We start from the raw sequence: 17,412 nt of genomic DNA, 5'->3' as shown, positions 1-17,412 counted from the left end.
CACCGCCAATGGTATACCTACTCGCGGTGATAAGGATGCCCGGCCAGAATAGACCATGCACGGTAAAGCTGTTCGGCCAGTAGCACCCTCACCATGGCGTGTGGCAAAGTCAGATCGGACAGGCGCCATAACGCCTGGGCCTGCTTCTTCAACCCGGCATCCAGCCCATCCGGACCGCCAATCAGCAGCACGGCTTCGTGCCCCTGCCGGTCAATGCTTTGCAGTGACTGTGCCAGTTGCACCGTCGTCTGGCGTACGCCGTGCTCATCCAGCGCAATCACATAAGGATGCCGGGCTCCTGTGCTGATAGCCGCCTCAATGCGCGCCCGTTCCGCAGCCATTAATACGGGCGCGGTTTTCCCCGATGTACGCGGCTCGGTCTTCACGGTTTTGATCTCAACTTTCCAGTCTGCCGGAAAGCGCTTGAAATAGTCATCTGATGCTGCCTGAGCCCAGTCAGGCATTTTCTGCCCCACGGCAACCACCAGAATTTTCATGTCAGCAACCCATGCGATGTTTGATCAACCTGACCGGTTAATCCGCTTTTTTCCGCACGGTTTTCTTCACTGCTGTTTTCTGAGCAGTAGTCCGAGAAGCACCCGTGCGGGCAGATGTTTTTGCCGCAGGCTTTTTCGCCGTAGTTTTGGCAACTTTCACCGTTTTCGCCGGAGCGGTTTTGGATGCCGATGTTTTTTTAACTGGTGCTTTTTTAGCTGGTGCTTTTTTGACCGCACCGCTCTTCACCGCCGTAGCACCTGTTTTTGCACCCGATGCCACTGTTTTGCGGGGAGCCGTCTTGGCTGGTGCGGCTTTTTTGTCCGAAACCAGCTTCACACGTACCGGCTTTTCACCCCAGATTTCTTCCAGCCGGTAGTAGGAACGGATGGTCGGCTGCATGATGTGCACCACGGCATCGCCGCAGTCCACAATGATCCATTCGCCATTTTCTTCGCCTTCGCTGCGCGGGACCGGATAGCCAGCCTCTTTGACCATTTCGCGAACACTGCTGGCAAGCGCTTTGGTTTGCCGGTTGGTATTGGCCGAGGCGATGATGACACGCTCAAACAAAGGGCTTAGATGCTCGGTATTGAATACCACAATATCCTGGGCTTTGATGTTTTCCAGTCCGTCAACAATAGCGCGTTGCAATTTGCGAATATCCATGCAGAATTTTTTCCCTCACTGATAAAGATGATGTTGCTCAATATAACCGATCACCGGTGCCGGTACCATGCCTGCAAGCCGCTCAGCCGCCTGCTGTGAGCCGCCTGCCGCCTGATGTGCCAGTTCTCTGATGACAGAGGATGATACATCCGACTCGGCAAATGGCACATGTACCCATTTTGCCTGGCCCATGACATCGGCATCAGCCTGTAATGGTATTCCGGCACGTCCAATCACTGCCAGTGTACAGCGGCTGGCAATCTCTTGCCAGCGCTTCCAGGTATGAAACAGGGCAAACTGGTCGGCCCCCATCACCACATACCATTGCGCATCAGAGCTGGCCTGTTGCAGTTGCTCCAGCGTATCTACCGTATAACTGGGGCCGGTACGGTCTATTTCGCTGGTGCTGATCACCCATTTCTGTACCAGGGCTTCAGGCTCATCCTGAAATGCCAGCCTGAGCATGGCCACACGATGCTGTGCCGTCGTCAGCACATGGTTTTTATGCCAGGCATCTCCGGTGGGCACCCAAAGCAACTGCTCCAGATGCAACGCTTGCGTTACGCAGCGGGCCAGTTTCAGGTGCGTCAGATGCACCGGGTCAAATGCACCACCGTACATGGCGACCCGCCGGTTGGCCGCAGGCTGGGTGCTGTTCATACCCAGTCGCGCACAGGTAAAAAGTCGGTATACAGCCGCGCTTCGGCCGTCCCTGCGGCAGGCTGATACTGGTAAGCCCAACTGGCAACGGGCGGCATCGACATCAGGATGGATTCCGTGCGCCCGCCTGATTGCAGGCCAAAGTGCGTTCCCCGGTCCCAGATCAGGTTGAACTCGACATAACGTCCACGGCGGTGCGCTTGAAATGCCCGCTCTGCCTCACCATAAGCCATGCTTCTGCGCCGCTCGACAATTGGCAGATAGGCTTGCAAAAATGCATCGCCCACCGCTTTGGTCATCAGCCAGCTCTGCTCAAAACCCAGTTCATTAAAGTCGTCAAAAAAAACACCGCCAATGCCACGCGCCTCGTTGCGGTGTTTGAGGAAAAAGTACTCATCACACCAGCGTTTAAAACGCGGGTATTTATCGTCGCCAAAAGGCTGCAACGCCTGCTGGTTAACGCGGTGAAAATGCACGGCATCTTCTTCAAAGCCGTAGTAAGGCGTCAAATCCATGCCGCCGCCAAACCATACCACCGGGTCGCGGTTCGCCGGCAAAGCACACATCATGCGCACATTCATATGCACCGTAGGTACATAAGGGTTACGCGGATGCAATACCATCGACACCCCCATGGCCTCGTACGCTGCGCCTGCCAGTTCCGGCCGCTGTGCCGTAGCAGAAGGCGGTAATGTCTGCCCTTGCACATGGCTGAAATTACAGCCACCACGTTCAAACAGGCCGCCATTTTCTATCAGCCGGGTAATGCCGCCACCCTGCAGCTTTTCGCCGGGCGCACGCTGCCATTCGTCAATCAGGAAAGGCTCGCCATCTGCCTGCTCCAGCGCATTGACAATGCGCAACTGCAAAGACAACAGCCACGCCTTGATCTCATGCGTTGGCACCGCTTGCATGCCCGGTTCAGCTGTCATGCCGCTTGACTCCCTTGTTGCCGATGTCATGCCGATACTGCATGCCGTCAAAACGGATATGGGCAACCGCTTCATAAGCGCGCTGCTGCGCCTGTTTCAATGATGTGCCCAGCGCTGTGACACACAGCACCCTGCCGCCATTGGTCAGTAACGCACCATCCTTCAACTGCGTGCCGGCGTGAAACACCACCACATCATCAGAAGCCTGCAGCGGCAGGCCGGTAATCACATCGCCTTTGCGCGGTGATTCAGGATAGCCTTGTGAGGCCAGTATCACAGTCAATGCAAAACGGTGATCCCACTCCAGTTCGGTTTCCTCTTTCAGCTTGCCCTGTGCGGCGTTGAACAACACAGGTACCAGGTCCGACTTCAGGCGCATCATGATCGGCTGCGTTTCCGGGTCCCCCATGCGGGAGTTAAACTCCACCACACGCGGCTGTCCGTTTTCATCAATCATCAGGCCCACATACAGAAAACCGCAGAACGGCCGCCCTTCTGCAGCCATGCCTTTTAATGTAGGGCGGACAATCTGCTGAATTACCTTGGCATGGATATCCGGCGTTACCAGCGGTGCCGGGGTATATGCCCCCATACCACCCGTGTTGGGGCCGGTATCACCATCGTTCAGGCGCTTATGGTCTTGGGCTGTGGCCAGCGTCAAAAACTCATAGCCGTCGCTGATGACAAAAAAACTGGCCTCTTCGCCTGCCATGAATTCTTCAATGACAATGCGCGAGCCGGAAGCACCAAACTTATTGTCCAGCAGCATGCTGTCAATGGCTGCATGCGCTTCATCCAGAGTCGCCGCAACCACCACGCCTTTGCCCGCAGCCAGTCCATCGGCCTTGATCACAATCGGTACGCCCTGCTGCTCAACATAAGCATGGGCTGCTGCCGCATCGGTAAAAGTTTCATAAGCCGCTGTTGGAATGCGGTGGCGCTTCATGAAAGCTTTGGAAAAGTCTTTCGACCACTCAAGCTGCGCGGCTTCTTTGGTGGGGCCAAAAACCAGCAGCCCACGGCTTTGAAACAAGTTCACCACCCCTTCGGCCAGCGCCGCATCAGGCCCAACGACTGTCAATTCAATCTGCTGCGCTACGCAGAAATCTGCCAGCTCGGCAAAATCGGTGATCGGTACATTTTCCAGTTCAGGTGAAGCCAGTGCGGTACCGCCATTGCCTGTAGCCACAAACACGCGTTGCACCAATGGCGACTGTGCCAGCTTCCAAGCCAATGCGTGCTCACGCCCGCCTGATCCAATCACTAATATTTTCATAGTTATCCATTATTGAGTTGATTCGCGCCTGATGAATTGGGGGAAAATTCAGGCAAAGTCCGCATTGTGATATACCTCTTGCACATCGTCCAGGTCTTCCAGCGCATCAATGAGTTTTTGCATTTTTGCCGCATCATCGCCACTGAGTTCCACACTGTTTTCAGGGCGCAATATCACTTCTGCCGCATCAGGCAAAACGCCGGCACCGGCCAAAGCGTCTCTGACCGCTTCAAAATCTGTCGGCGCACACAAAACCTCAATGGCCCCATCGTCTCCGGAGATGACATCTTCTGCACCGGCTTCCAGAGCGATTTCCATGATACGGTCTTCATCGGCACCCGGAGCAAACAAAAACTGTCCGCAATGCTTGAACTGGAATGCCACAGACCCGGTCGCCCCGAGGTTACCCCCTGATTTTGACAGCAAATGTCTCACTTCAGCAACAGTACGCACACGGTTATCGGTCATGCAGTCAATGATCAGCGCTGCGCCGCCAATGCCATAACCCTCATAACGGATTTCTTCATATTGCACGCCATCAAGGTTGCCGGTTGCTTTGTCGATATTGCGCTTGATCGTATCAATCGGCATATTCGCGTCTTTGGCCTTATCTACCGCCAGACGCAGACGCGGGTTGGCATTCATGTCCCCCCCGCCGGTGCGCGCAGCCACGATGATCTCGCGGATCAGTTTGCTCCAGATTTTGCCGCGCTTTTCATCCTGGCGACCCTTGCGATGTTGTATATTTGCCCACTTGCTGTGTCCAGCCATGGTATTCTCTCTTATGCTAATGCAGTAATAAAAATGACAGCCTCATATTTTAACCATCTGAACCACAATGACCCAAGCACTTCAAATTGCCCGTAATGCTACTCACGTTTGCGAACTGCTGCCCGCACTGGCGAATCGGCACGGCCTGATCAGTGGTGCCACCGGTACCGGTAAAACGGTGACCCTGCAAGCCATGGCAGAACAATTTTCGCGTATCGGCGTGCCTGTTTTTGCCACTGATATCAAAGGCGACCTGACCGGAATCTCACAGACAGGCCAGATCAGTAGCAAATTAGCAACAACATTGGCCGAACGCGGTATCACACCGGTAGAACCATTCAGCTGCCCGACAACCCTGTGGGATGTATTTGGCGAACAAGGGCACCCGGTACGCGCCACCGTCTCGGATATGGGGCCACTGCTGCTCTCCCGTATGCTGGACCTCAACGATACCCAATCCGGCGTACTGACACTGGTTTTCAAAATTGCCGACGATAACAACCTGCTGCTGCTTGATATGAAAGACCTGCGCACCATGGTTCAATACGTTGGAGATAACGCCAAACAGTTTACAACCCAGTATGGCAATATCAGCACAGCGAGTATCGGCACGATTCAGCGCGCATTGCTGCAACTGGAAGAGCAAGGGGGCGACCATTTTTTTGGTGAGCCCATGCTTAATATAGACGACCTGATGCAGACCATTGATGGCAAAGGCGTTATCAATATCCTCGCTGCAGACAAACTCATGAATTCACCCCGGGTTTATTCCGCATTTTTACTGTGGCTGCTCTCAAGCCTGTTTGAACACTTGCCCGAGGTTGGTGATCCGGAAAAACCCAAAATGGTGTTCTTTTTTGATGAGGCGCACCTTCTGTTCAAAGATGCCTCCAAAGTGCTGCTGGAGCGCATTGAACTGGTCGTGCGGCTGATCCGTTCCAAAGGCGTCGGTGTTTATTTTGCAACCCAGAACCCACTGGATATTCCGCAAACCGTGCTCGCGCAGCTCAGCAACCGTGTACAGCACGCACTACGCGCTTTCAGCGAGCGAGACCACAAGGCTGTCAAGGCTATTGCCCAGACCATGCCCACTAACCCTGATCTCAACATTGCCACTGCCATCACTGAACTGGCTACCGGTGAAGCGCTGATCAGCTTTCTGGGTGCCAAAGGCCAGCCGATTCCGACACAGCGTGCCTTTGTCATTCCGCCAGGCTCCCAGATCGGCCCGGTCACAGCAGAACAACGGCAGGCACTGATACAGCATTCAATTGTTGCTGGCGTTTATGAAAAAACATTAGACCGCGAATCGGCTTATGAGGTATTGCAGCAACGCACGAACAACGGTGATAATATAGGACAGACAAAGCCGTCCGAATCTAAACAAACGGCTGATCAAGGAAGCGGTAGTCTTTTGAAAGATCTGATTTTTGGGTCAACGGGCCCACGTGGCGGACATCGTGACGGTATGCTGCAAACCGCGGCCAAATCGGCTGCTCGCAGTATTGGCAGCAATACCGGACGCAAGATTTTACGAGGAATTTTAGGCGGACTGCTGGGTGGGAAAAAGTAATGAATTTATCCTATCCCCCCTGCGATTACTGGAAAATGTATAAAATATGTCGATATCAATGGATAATCGGCCTATAGGGGGGCTTCAACTTAGCTTTGAATTATATTCAGCGGCATCTCTGTTGAAGATAATGCCTGTTCATAATATACTGCATACACTGCAAGTCAAAATGGATCATACCTAGCCATGGGACAATTAATATTTGATAACGGACACCACCGAGTTCTGATGTTTTCCGATTTGGTCAGCGAAACTGACCATGATGCCGAAGCCGTTCAAGCTAACCAGTTTTTGATCATCAACGGCGACTCTGGCATCATTTTGGATCCGGGTGGCGTCATGACCTACAACGAGCTCTATCTGGAGATGAGCCATTACTTCGCTCCGAAAAAGCTCTCGGCTATTTTTGCCTCGCACCAGGACCCGGATATTGTGGCCTCGCTGTCGCGTTGGCTCAGTAACTCTGAAACCAAGCTGATCATTTCCCAGTTGTGGGCACGTTTTGTTCCGCACTTCTGCCCGGCCGGGAAAACCGCAGGACGTATTGTTCCGTTAGGTGATGAAGGTGCCTGGATCAACATTGATGGCGTTGAGTACGGATTTATTCCGGCGCACTTCCTGCACAGCGAAGGAAACTTCCAGCTTTATGACCCCATCAGCAAGATTCTGTTCAGCGGTGACTTGGGCGTTTCACTGGTAGCAACCAAAGACGCTGCCAAGCCTGTGACGAACTTCAAAGATCATGTCAAGTACATGGAAGGCTTCCATCGTCGCTACATGCTGTCCAACAAGGCCTGCCGCCTGTGGGCCAACATGGTCCGCAAGCTTGATATCAAGGCAATTGTGCCGCAGCACGGTTCTCCCATGCTGGACCCGGTGGTGGCGCAGGATTGTATTGACTGGGTTGAAAACCTGCAGTGCGGTATCGACCTGATTGACCAGAGCCTGTACACCATTCCGACGATTCATGATACGTTGGAACACATGAAAACAGTTTGATGGCTGAAATATATAAAATGGCTGCCGACTCGTAATACAGTAACAGTTGTTTTATAGAATAAAAGGGTAAGTTCTGATGTACTTACCCTTTTATTTTGTGAAGTTCAAAGGCACAGCATTGTTTTAAACACAGCCTATCGGAATGTATGTCCGATACACCCGCCTTGATCAGCACAGAACCATATCTTCTGTTTTATTATTTTCTCCCTTGGGGCTTGAATTCAGCCTGAATACCCCCATTTACGGTGAGTACTTTTATTTGAATAGGTAATGAAAATATGACTAAACACCCGCCAGAAGAAAAACAAAGCATGGATGAGGTCCAGAATTCCGAAGGTACCCAACCTCAGGATGAAGCATTATTACCAGACTCAACTCCGGAAGAACTGCTTGCACAGTTGCAGCAGCAATATTCTGATCTGGAGCATAAACATGCTGAAGTGGCTGACGCCTACCTGAGAGCCAAAGCCGAAACAGAAAATACCCGCAGAAGAGCGGTAGAAGACGAGTCCAAGGCACGCAAATTTGCCATTGAAAGCTTTGCGGAAAATCTGCTGCCGGTCAGAGACAGCCTGGAAGCGGCACTGAACACCCCGAACCAGACTTATGAAAGCCTGAAAGAAGGCGTTGAAACCACGCTCAAGCAGTTGACTGCCGCTTTTGAGCGCAACAAGATCATTGAAGTTGCTCCTGTTGTGGGAGATAAATTCGACCCAAATGTGCACCAGGCCATTTCCGTCGTACCCGCCGAGCAGGAGCCCAACACCATTGTCGAAACCCTGCAAAAAGGCTACACCATTGCAGAGCGCACACTGCGACCGGCCATGGTTATCGTTGCGGCGAAAAAATAAGTTCAGAAAACATGTTCAATGCAATTGCGTCCCTTGAAATATCGTAAAAAGCCCACAGTTGCATTGCAGTTAATTATTTAATATCAGGAGCAGAATAACATGGGAAAAATCATTGGTATTGACTTGGGGACCACCAACTCGTGCGTTGCCATCATGGAAGGCACTACCCCGAAAGTCATTGAAAACTCAGAAGGTGCACGTACAACGCCTTCCGTCATTGCCTATCAGGACGATGGCGAAATTCTGGTCGGGGCCTCTGCCAAGCGCCAAGCGGTGACCAACCCGAAAAACACGGTATATGCCGTCAAACGCCTGATTGGCCGTAAATTTACCGATGCAGAGGTACAAAAAGACCTGAACCTGATGCCCTACTCCATTGTTGCTGCCGACAATGGCGACGCCTGGGTTGAGATCAGCGGTAAAAAACTGGCACCGCAGCAAATCAGCGCTGAAATCCTGCGTAAAATGAAAAAAACGGCTGAGGATTACCTGGGTGAAACCGTTACCGAAGCGGTGATCACGGTTCCGGCTTACTTTAACGATGCCCAGCGCCAGGCCACTAAAGATGCCGGCCGTATTGCCGGGCTGGAAGTCAAACGCATTATCAACGAGCCTACGGCAGCAGCGCTGGCGTTCGGTATGGACAAACAGACCAAGGGCGACCGCAAGATTGCGGTATACGACCTGGGTGGTGGTACTTTTGATATTTCCATCATTGAAATTGCGGATGTGGACGGTGAAAAGCAGTTTGAAGTGCTCTCCACCAACGGTGATACATTCCTGGGTGGTGAAGACTTTGACCAGCGTATCATTGATTATCTGGTCAGCGAATTCAAGAAAGAACAGGCCATTGACCTGAGCCAGGATATTCTGGCATTGCAGCGGCTGAAAGAAGCGGCTGAAAAAGCCAAGATTGAGCTTTCTTCAACCCAACAGACTGAAATCAACCTGCCTTACATCACAGCCACGGCAACCGGCCCCAAGCACATGAACATCAAGCTCACCCGTGCCAAACTGGAAGCGCTGGTGGAAGACCTGATTGAGCGCAGCATTGTGCCCTGCCGTACCGCGATCAAAGATGCGGGCGTCAAGATTTCCGACATCAACGACGTCATCCTGGTCGGCGGTATGACCCGTATGCCTAAAGTGCAGGATAAAGTCAAAGAATATTTCGGCAAAGACCCGCGTAAAGACGTCAACCCGGATGAAGCGGTTGCCGTGGGCGCAGCTATTCAGGGCTCTGTGCTGGCGGGTGACCGCACCGATGTGCTGCTGCTGGACGTGACCCCGCTGTCTTTGGGTATTGAAACCCTGGGCGGTGTCATGACCAAAATGATCCAGAAAAATACCACCATCCCAACCAAACACTCGCAGACTTACAGCACGGCAGAAGACAATCAGCCTGCTGTGACCATCAAGGTGTATCAGGGTGAGCGGGAGATGGCCGCAGGTAACAAGCTGCTGGGTGAATTCAACCTGGAAGGCATTGCACCGGCTCCCCGTGGCCTGCCGCAGATTGAAGTGACTTTCGATATTGACGCCAATGGTATTTTGAACGTCAGCGCCAAAGACAAAGCCACCGGCAAAGAAAACAAGATCACCATCAGAGCCAACTCCGGCCTGTCCGAAGATGAAATTCAGAAAATGGTCAAAGACGCTGAACTGAATGCCGCTGAAGACAAGAAAAAACTGGAGCTGGTACAGGCCCGTAACCAGGGCGAAGCGACGATGCACCAGATTCGCAAGAGTCTGACCGAGTACGGTGACAAGCTGGACGCAGCCGAAAAAGAAAAAATTGAAGCTGCCATCAAGACACTGGAAGGTGTACTCGAAGGCGAAGATAAAGACGCTATCGAAGCCAGAACCCAGGAGTTGATGACTGCCAGCCAGAAGCTGGGCGAAAAGATGTATGCTGACGCTCAGGCTGCTGCCGGTGCGGCAGGCCAGGCCGGTGCTGCTGGCGATGGCGCCCAGCAACAGCAGGCCAAGGCGGATGACAACGTGGTGGATGCCGACTTTACCGAAGTCAAGGATGGCGACAAGAAGTAATTGCAGACATCATTTCATGCGAAATGACTGACTCTCCTCCCTCCCCCGTGAGTGCTGTTGCAAAGCTCACGGGGTCTTTACATGAATCTTTGTTAGTTTGACACCATGGCCAAGCGTGATTATTACGAAATATTGGGCGTATCCAAGACAGCTTCTGAAGAGGAAATTAAAAAATCCTATCGCAAGCTGGCGATGAAGTTTCACCCTGACCGCAATCCTGACAACAAAGAAGCGGAAGAGAAATTCAAGGAAGTCAACGAGGCCTATGCCGTCTTGTCTGACGCCCAAAAACGCTCTGCTTATGACCAGTTCGGACACGCAGGTGCCAATGGCCAGGGCGGTTTCGGTGGTGCAGACGGTTTTTCCGGCTTTGGCGGTTTTGCCGATGCATTCGGAGATATCTTTGGCGACATTTTCGGACAGCGTTCACGCGGTGGCGCCAGCAATGTTTACCGTGGAAACGACCTCTCTTATGCAGTCGACCTGACACTTGAAGAGGCCGCCCACGGCAAAGAAATGAAAATCCGGGTGCCATCCTGGCATACCTGCGACACCTGCCACGGCAGCGGCGCCAAAGCGGGCACCAGCCCGAAAGAATGCCCAACCTGCCACGGCCAGGGGGCTGTGCGCATGAGTCAGGGATTTTTCAGTGTGCAACAGACCTGCCCGCACTGTCACGGCACCGGGAAAGTCATTTCCGACCCCTGCCCTGACTGCCATGGGCAAGGCCGCAACAAAACCACCAAAACACTGGAAATCAAAATTCCGCAGGGGATTGATGACGGTATGCGTATCCGTTCCGCAGGCAACGGTGAACCTGGCCTCAATGGCGGTCCGGCAGGCGACCTGTACATTGAAGTCCGTGTGAAACGGCATGAAATTTTTGAACGTGATGGCGACGACCTGCACTGCAAAATTCCAGTGACAATGACCACTGCTGCGCTGGGTGGCGAAATTGAAGTGCCCACGCTCAATGGCTCGGCGCGCATTGATATTCCGGCCGGTACACAGACCAACAAAATTTTCAGGCTCAGAAGCAAAGGCATCAAAGGCGTGCATGCCAGTTACCCTGGCGATCTGTACTGCCACATTGAAGTGGAAGTTCCGGTGCGGCTCACCGAGAGCCAGCGCAAGCTGCTGCAACAGCTCGATGAAAGCCTGCAGGCTGGCGGAGACAAGCACTCGCCCCAGGCCAAGTCGTGGACGGACAAGGTCAAAGACTTTTTCCAGAAGCTCAAGGTGTAATAAAATAGCCACCACATGATTAAAGGAGCCTGTGTGCTCCTTTTTCACATGGACTGATCAACCTGCACGAAACACTTCTCCCCATTCACATGCCCATGACAACCTCTTCTGATGCCAGTATGGCAAATACAGCACACGACCCGGCAGATGCTTCGGAAAACCAGTCCCCCGCCGCCTCTGAAGCTGCGTATCCACGCCGTATCCGCTCTTTTGTGCTGCGTGCCGGCCGCACCACCGAGGGACAGGCACGTGCATTCCGTGAACTCAGCGATAAATACATCGTTCCTTACCAAGGTTCTGCCGTAAATTGGAGCGAACTCTTTGGCCGCAAAGCGCCTGAAGTGCTTGAAATCGGTTTTGGCATGGGTGAGGCCACTGCGCATATTGCGGCTGTTAAACCGGATGTGAATTTCATTGCCTGTGAAGTACATCCACCCGGCGTCGGCAAACTGATGCTCAGGCTGGAAGCGCAGCAAATTGCCAATGTACGCATCGTACAGCATGACGCGGTCGAAGTGCTGGAGCAGATGATTGCGCCGGCAAGCCTGGCAGGCGTGCACATTTTTTTCCCAGACCCCTGGCATAAAAAACGCCACAACAAACGCCGTCTGATCCAGGCGCCGTTAGTCAAATTGCTGGCTTCGCGCCTGCAGGCTGGCGGCTACATTCATTGCGCCACCGACTGGCAGCCTTATGCCGAGCAGATACTGGAAGTGCTCAGCAGCGAGCCCGACCTGCGCAACACCAGCGAAACAGGCTATGCGCCCAAGCCTGATTATCGGCCGCTGACCAAGTTTGAAAACCGCGGACTCAAACTCGGGCATGGTGTGTGGGATATCGTATTTGCCAAAGTGTGACCTCAAACACGGACCTCTTACGAAATAGCTGGCGCAGCAAAATGCCCCGCCATTCAAGCGCAACTGATGGTCTATTCATGCCACCGGCGTATATTCAATGCTGGCTTTTTGATTTGTCTGCTCAATTTTAAAAATCACCGGCCGTAAACCATCGTTGCAACTGCAAATGGCGACACCCGGCTTGCGTATCCAGTCGCCATAATAAAAAAGACTGCTGTCCTGCCCTACGCCATGCGCCAGTGCAAACACATACTGGTATATGGCCTTCCATGCCTCATTACAAAAACCTTCCGGGCAGGCATAGTCCGCATAAAATTCCTGCCCTTTCTTCAGCATCGGACAGGGCCCAATTCCTTCTGCCCCGTATTCGTTAGCCAGTTCTTCATCAAATGTTTTTTTTAATACGGTGATTTTGCATTTGTTCATCGTGGTTACCTTTTCAGATTTTCCATTATGATTCTGGCCGCAGCGCACGCCTGACCAGGGTTTCAAAAACATCCAGGTGTTTTTGAAAATCAAATTCGGTGTCATCGGCTGTTCGGGCAATCAGGCCATCTATCAATGCATAAAGCCATATCGAAACGGCATCAAAATCGAGCGTATTGTCGATTTCACCGGCCTGCCCCGCCTTTTCCAATAGCTCAACAAACACCTTGCGCATGGCTTTATCGCTGGCAACAAAAGCTTTGCGTATGGAATCATCACGCGCAACCACCGCGAGAATTTCCATCCACAACCGGTGATCGATCGGAAACCCGACATCCCGAATGCAGTCTGCCATCAGAGCAATGATGCTCGAGAGAAACGATGAAGATGATTGAGAAGCCTGCCTGGCTTTATCTGCACCTTGCCCATGTTCATCCTGAATCATGGTTTTGAACAGTTCTTCCTTGCTTTCAAAATGCACATACAGGTTTCCCTTGCTGACACCCGCATGGGCCGCAATATCGGAAACAGAGCAACCTGAATAGCCTTTTTCTGCAAAACAGGCAGCGGCCGCATTTAGCAGGCTGGCTCTTGTTTGCATCTTTTGTTGTTCACGTTTTGCCATACAAATAAAATAATGACTGACCGATTGGTCATTATTTTATAAAAATACTGAAAATTGTCAATCAACAAGTTCAACCGGCAAAAAGATTTAAAACATATTTTCTGCCCTGTCAGGGCAGAACAAGCGTATGACGCAGGTCATATACATTCGCTTTAAAGCGGAGCAATCACGCCGCAGGCCAGCAGCACAAATACCAGCGCCCCCAGTGCCAGCCGGTACCAGACAAACGGCATATAGCTGTAATGCGAAACCAGCCGGATAAAAGCGACAATCACACCATACCCAACTACAAACGCAACCACCGTTGCCAGCGCGGTCGCGCTGCCACTCACCGGCCCTGCCTCGCCCCAACTGGCATACAACTGGTAAAAACCGGAAGCCAGTACCGCTGGAATAGCCAGCAGGAATGAATAACGCGCTGCCGCCTCACGCGTAAACCCCATCAACAGCCCCGCCGTGATGGTGCCGCCTGAGCGCGATACCCCGGGCATCAGTGCCAGCGCCTGTGCCAAGCCGTACAGAATGCCCTGCGTCCAGCCCAGTTCCTTCAGCGGGCGTTTTTTACTGCCAATGCGGTCAGCAATACCCAGCAAAATGGCAAACACAATCAGCATGGTTGCCGTGATGTAAAGGTTACGCAGGTAGGTTTCAATGGCATGCCTGAACAGCAGGCCCAGTACGCAGATAGGAATAGAGCCGATGATGACCAGCCAAGACACGCGCACATCGGAATCCTGAAATGAACGCCTGCCCGCAAGCGACGCACACCAAGCCATCAACAAGCGCCAGATGTCATGGCGAAAATACACCAGAACCGCCAGCTCGGTGCCTATTTGCGTAATGGCGGTAAACGCGGCTCCCGGGTCTGTGGCAGAAGGCAGAAAAGTACCGAGAATTCGCAAATGCGCACTGGATGAGATCGGCAAAAATTCGGTCAGCCCCTGTACCAGTCCTAAAATAAGTGCTTCCCACCAACTGATCACTGCCACTCCCTGCTTGTGCTTTGCGGTTTGAGCGCCCATTCTGCCACGCACAATACCGTGCTGCAAAAGCACTGCCCAAGCAACCCTGCAAGCAGATCATGTGTCATTTTTCTGTCATTGGAATGTGCGTACCTTCCATCTGCACGACCAGATGCAACAAATCCTACACGAGACAAATTCCAGAACTAGACAGCCAGCGAATGCAGATGATCAGCGCCCTGTGCAGCATACCATTCCATGTATTGGGCCTGCCCGCCATAAGTTGCAACGCTGGCATGCAGCCCCGGACTCATTTGCACCGGGACAAATCCGTATTTTTGCCAGTAAGATGCTGAATTTTGAATTGCCACCAGGCAGGCATATGGCAAATGGGTTGTCGCCAGCGCCTTTTGAAAGGCGTTGAACAGGTGCTTGCCCACACCACTGCCCCGATATGCGGGAGATACTGCCAGATCATGCAGGTAAAGGCAGTCTGGCTGCGCTGGCAATTTGCAGGCCGGTGCATCGAGTTCAGGCGGCTGCTGGCGCTGCCAGGGAATGGAAAGCATATAGCCGGCAACGCCGCGCGCGGGGTCATCAGCCACGAAACAGGTTTGAGGGCTTGCCTCCAGCTTGGCCTGTATCGACACTTTGGACTCAGGCACTATCTCCTGATAGCATTGTGCCTGTATCGTCAGAATCCCCTCCAGGTCTGACGCTTGCATGTTCCTGATATGAATAGCTTCCATACCGGCATTTTATCAATCGGCCTTTCTTGATGAGGCACACCTCTTTTGAACCCCGCCCACCTGTGCCGGAAATAAGCAGCTTTCAGATCACAGCATAAAATATGCTTACTCAAACAGATCGGGCTGGAACACATCATGCCGGGAAGGTATTTGTGCGGTTTTCCGTACCCATACAGGGGGGTGGAAACGGGTGGTATCCAGCCCGGCACTGGTCAGGTTCATGCCATGTTGCCGCAATGCCTTGTAAAAACGCTGCCGGATCAGATCAGCCCAGATACCTTCAGCATGCATCCTCACGCCAAATCGGCTGTCGTTGGTTTTTCCACCCCGCAAATCGCGGATACGGGCCATGATGCGCTGCGCACGTTCAGGATAATGCTGCTGCAACCAGCTTTCAAATAAAGGTTTCAACTCCCACGACAGCCGCAGGATGGTGTAAAAAGCGCTGGTCGCCCCTGCCTGTGCAGCAGCCTGAATGACTTGTTCCATATCGTCGTTTAAAAATGGAATCTGCGGCGCAATGCTGACACTGACCGGCACCCTCGCCTGTGCCAGAGCAGCCACGGTTTGCAAACGTCTTTGCGGTGTCGGTGCACGTGGCTCCAGAATACGCGCCAGATGCCTGTCCAGTGTGGTGATGGTCACGCACACTTCTGCCAATTTGGCCTTTGCCATCGGTGCAATCAGATCCAGATCCCGCTCAACCGCACTGCCTCTGGTAATCAGAAAAAAGGGATGCTGCGTTTCGTGCAGAACCTCAATGATCTGCCTTGTGAGCTTGAGCTTTCTTTCTATCGGCTGGTAACAGTCCGTCATTGACCCAAGCGCGATCGGTTGGACATTCTCCGCATATTTGGGGCGTGCCAGCTCCTTGCGGAAAAGCTCGGCAATATTGCTCCTGGCAATGATCTGTGTCTCAAAATCAAGCCCCGGCGAAAGATCCAGATACGCATGGTATGGCCTGGCATAACAGTAAATGCAGCCATGCTCACAACCGCGATAGGGGTTGATGGAGCGGTCAAAAGGTATGTCAGGTGAGTCGTTATAAAAAATAGCGCTTTTGGACTGCTCGTAACGAACTGTCGTGACAGGCGGCGCAAGCTGTTCATCTTCCTGCTCAGCATCCTGCCAGCCGTCGTCGTACACCTCTCGCTCATCTTTGCTGAAACGATGCGCAATATGCAGGTTCGCCCCGCGCCCTTTGAACTGGTACACAGGGTGCAGGGGAACAGCCAGGCTATCATCGCCGCAGGCATTTTGCGTTGCAGGCTTGGATTTGTCCTGCTTGTATCCCGAAGAATGGGCCATGGTTTCAGTCAATTAAAATACTGTATATTTATACAGTATACCATGTTTAATCCCATCTGAATCATCGCAACGGACCGGTATGCTGATCACAGCAGCTCAATGGCATGCTGCGCCCTCTGGTAAACGATTTGATTTATAGTGCAAAGTCGTTTAAAAATCTCTCTCTGTGACGTTGAAAATATCTACCCTGAACCCCTGGTTGCGCCGTGCTTTGCAGGTAAGCATCTATGAGGCCTTTGCCATTGCAGCAATCACCATTGGTGCGCTGATTCTGACTGATGAAACTGTTTTCAGCTCAGCAGCCTATGCCGCATCCACCTCAGTGGTTGCGATCACCTGGAATTACATCTACAACACCCTGTTTGAATACTGGGAGGCACGGCAAACTGTCAAGGGCCGCAGTGTGCAGCGACGCATTGCACATGCCATTGGCTTTGAGCTGGGGCTGGTTGCCACACTGGTACCATTGATGGCCTGGTGGTTTCACATATCACTGACAGCGGCGTTCATAGCCGAAATCGGACTGATGATTTTCTTTATGGTTTATACGTTTATTTTCAACTGGGGATTTGACCGGGTTGTAGGGCTCCCCCGTTCTGCCCAGCCTGTTACATCGCTATAGCTGCCCGGCCCGGCAAAAACAGTCAAACAAGCGGTGGTTTATACATAGTGGCTAATGAGAAAAATGAGTGATAAGGGGAACATATGCACAAAAAACTCTTAATCCTGTTTGGTTTCCTTTTACTCTGCAGTTCTTTGAGCAATGCTTTTATTCCTTATCACAGATCCACATCTGCACCCACCCCCATCGACATCAGCAGCCTGCAGGCCGCTTTTCCAGACCGGGTAACCGCTGTCTGGCGCCTGAGCAGATTCAACAGCACAAATACGACGCTCATCAGGTATCGCCTTAATCAGAAACTGGACCGGGAAGACACAACCCCCAGATTAAGCGCGGACCAGGC

18 protein-coding genes are annotated in these 17,412 nt (G+C 52.5%); 7 read left to right on the top strand and 11 right to left on the bottom strand.

Annotated elements, in window-relative coordinates; genetic code table 11:
• Nucleotides 1–17: 17 nt before the first annotated feature.
• The 6 genes from rlmH to AACY98_RS04905 are packed head-to-tail and all read right to left on the bottom strand — an operon-like array spanning nt 18 to nt 4,803.
• Nucleotides 18–497: a 23S rRNA (pseudouridine(1915)-N(3))-methyltransferase RlmH gene (rlmH, locus tag AACY98_RS04930; RefSeq protein ID WP_339802318.1), complete on the bottom strand. Its 480-nt coding sequence runs from the start codon at nt 495–497 to the stop codon at nt 18–20.
• Nucleotides 498–534: 37 nt separating this feature from the next.
• Nucleotides 535–1,164: a ribosome silencing factor gene (gene rsfS / locus AACY98_RS04925; protein ID WP_339802315.1), complete on the bottom strand. Its 630-nt coding sequence runs from the start codon at nt 1,162–1,164 to the stop codon at nt 535–537.
• Between the two features lie 15 nt (nt 1,165–1,179).
• On the bottom strand, nt 1,180–1,824 hold the full coding sequence (nadD, locus tag AACY98_RS04920; RefSeq protein WP_339802313.1) for a nicotinate (nicotinamide) nucleotide adenylyltransferase: 645 nt from the start codon (nt 1,822–1,824) through the stop codon (nt 1,180–1,182).
• Entirely contained in the window at nt 1,821–2,756 is a 936-nt protein-coding gene (hemF, locus tag AACY98_RS04915) for an oxygen-dependent coproporphyrinogen oxidase (RefSeq protein ID WP_339802310.1), read from the bottom strand. The genes nadD and hemF overlap by 4 nt, the downstream gene beginning before the upstream one ends.
• Nucleotides 2,746–4,032 (bottom strand): phosphoribosylamine--glycine ligase, encoded by a 1,287-nt coding sequence (gene purD / locus AACY98_RS04910; protein ID WP_339802307.1) that lies wholly within the window; start codon nt 4,030–4,032, stop codon nt 2,746–2,748. The genes hemF and purD overlap by 11 nt, the downstream gene beginning before the upstream one ends.
• A 48-nt stretch (nt 4,033–4,080) precedes the next feature.
• Entirely contained in the window at nt 4,081–4,803 is a 723-nt protein-coding gene (locus AACY98_RS04905) for a YebC/PmpR family DNA-binding transcriptional regulator (protein WP_339802304.1), read from the bottom strand.
• Nucleotides 4,804–4,870: 67 nt separating this feature from the next.
• Here AACY98_RS04905 and AACY98_RS04900 point away from each other — a divergent pair, with 67 nt between their 5' ends.
• From AACY98_RS04900 to trmB, 6 genes are all read left to right on the top strand, one after another.
• Complete coding sequence (locus AACY98_RS04900) at nt 4,871–6,376, top strand: helicase HerA-like domain-containing protein (protein WP_339802300.1); 1,506 nt, start codon at nt 4,871–4,873, stop codon at nt 6,374–6,376.
• Nucleotides 6,377–6,562: 186 nt separating this feature from the next.
• A complete protein-coding gene (locus tag AACY98_RS04895) occupies nt 6,563–7,375 on the top strand; it encodes an MBL fold metallo-hydrolase (RefSeq protein ID WP_126978123.1) in 813 nt (270 codons plus the stop codon).
• A 278-nt stretch (nt 7,376–7,653) separates the two neighbouring features.
• Nucleotides 7,654–8,226 carry a nucleotide exchange factor GrpE gene (gene grpE, locus AACY98_RS04890; protein ID WP_126978124.1) on the top strand — a complete coding sequence of 191 codons (573 nt, stop codon included), beginning with the start codon at nt 7,654–7,656 and terminating at the stop codon, nt 8,224–8,226.
• A 99-nt stretch (nt 8,227–8,325) separates the two neighbouring features.
• Nucleotides 8,326–10,275 carry a molecular chaperone DnaK gene (gene dnaK / locus AACY98_RS04885; protein ID WP_339802294.1) on the top strand — a complete coding sequence of 650 codons (1,950 nt, stop codon included), beginning with the start codon at nt 8,326–8,328 and terminating at the stop codon, nt 10,273–10,275.
• A gap of 105 nt (nt 10,276–10,380) precedes the next feature.
• Nucleotides 10,381–11,520, top strand: a complete 1,140-nt coding sequence (gene dnaJ / locus AACY98_RS04880; RefSeq protein ID WP_126978126.1) for a molecular chaperone DnaJ — start codon at nt 10,381–10,383, stop codon at nt 11,518–11,520.
• 95 nt (nt 11,521–11,615) lie between these two features.
• Entirely contained in the window at nt 11,616–12,377 is a 762-nt protein-coding gene (gene trmB, locus AACY98_RS04875; RefSeq protein ID WP_423817522.1) for a tRNA (guanosine(46)-N7)-methyltransferase TrmB, read from the top strand.
• A 75-nt stretch (nt 12,378–12,452) separates the two neighbouring features.
• Here trmB and AACY98_RS04870 read toward each other — a convergent pair whose 3' ends face one another.
• The 5 genes from AACY98_RS04870 to AACY98_RS04850 form a co-directional block, all read right to left on the bottom strand.
• Complete coding sequence (locus tag AACY98_RS04870; RefSeq protein ID WP_339802290.1) at nt 12,453–12,803, bottom strand: TIGR04076 family protein; 351 nt, start codon at nt 12,801–12,803, stop codon at nt 12,453–12,455.
• 25 nt (nt 12,804–12,828) lie between these two features.
• Nucleotides 12,829–13,404: a TetR/AcrR family transcriptional regulator gene (locus AACY98_RS04865; RefSeq protein WP_339802287.1), complete on the bottom strand. Its 576-nt coding sequence runs from the start codon at nt 13,402–13,404 to the stop codon at nt 12,829–12,831.
• A gap of 176 nt (nt 13,405–13,580) precedes the next feature.
• A complete protein-coding gene (locus AACY98_RS04860; protein WP_339802285.1) occupies nt 13,581–14,450 on the bottom strand; it encodes an undecaprenyl-diphosphate phosphatase in 870 nt (289 codons plus the stop codon).
• Between the two features lie 146 nt (nt 14,451–14,596).
• Nucleotides 14,597–15,115 (bottom strand): GNAT family N-acetyltransferase, encoded by a 519-nt coding sequence (locus AACY98_RS04855; RefSeq protein WP_339802282.1) that lies wholly within the window; start codon nt 15,113–15,115, stop codon nt 14,597–14,599.
• Between the two features lie 129 nt (nt 15,116–15,244).
• Nucleotides 15,245–16,447 (bottom strand): PA0069 family radical SAM protein, encoded by a 1,203-nt coding sequence (locus AACY98_RS04850; protein ID WP_339802278.1) that lies wholly within the window; start codon nt 16,445–16,447, stop codon nt 15,245–15,247.
• A 166-nt stretch (nt 16,448–16,613) separates the two neighbouring features.
• Here AACY98_RS04850 and AACY98_RS04845 point away from each other — a divergent pair, with 166 nt between their 5' ends.
• Nucleotides 16,614–17,069, top strand: a complete 456-nt coding sequence (locus tag AACY98_RS04845) for a PACE efflux transporter (RefSeq protein WP_239441990.1) — start codon at nt 16,614–16,616, stop codon at nt 17,067–17,069.
• The last annotated feature ends 343 nt before the right edge of the window (nt 17,070–17,412 follow it).

It is taken from the genome of Saezia sanguinis (genome assembly GCF_963921665.1).
In the GTDB taxonomy this organism is placed as follows: domain Bacteria; phylum Pseudomonadota; class Gammaproteobacteria; order Burkholderiales; family Burkholderiaceae_C; genus Saezia; species Saezia sanguinis.
Note: the sequence above shows the minus strand (reverse complement) of the source record. Positions and strands in the feature narration are given on the sequence as shown.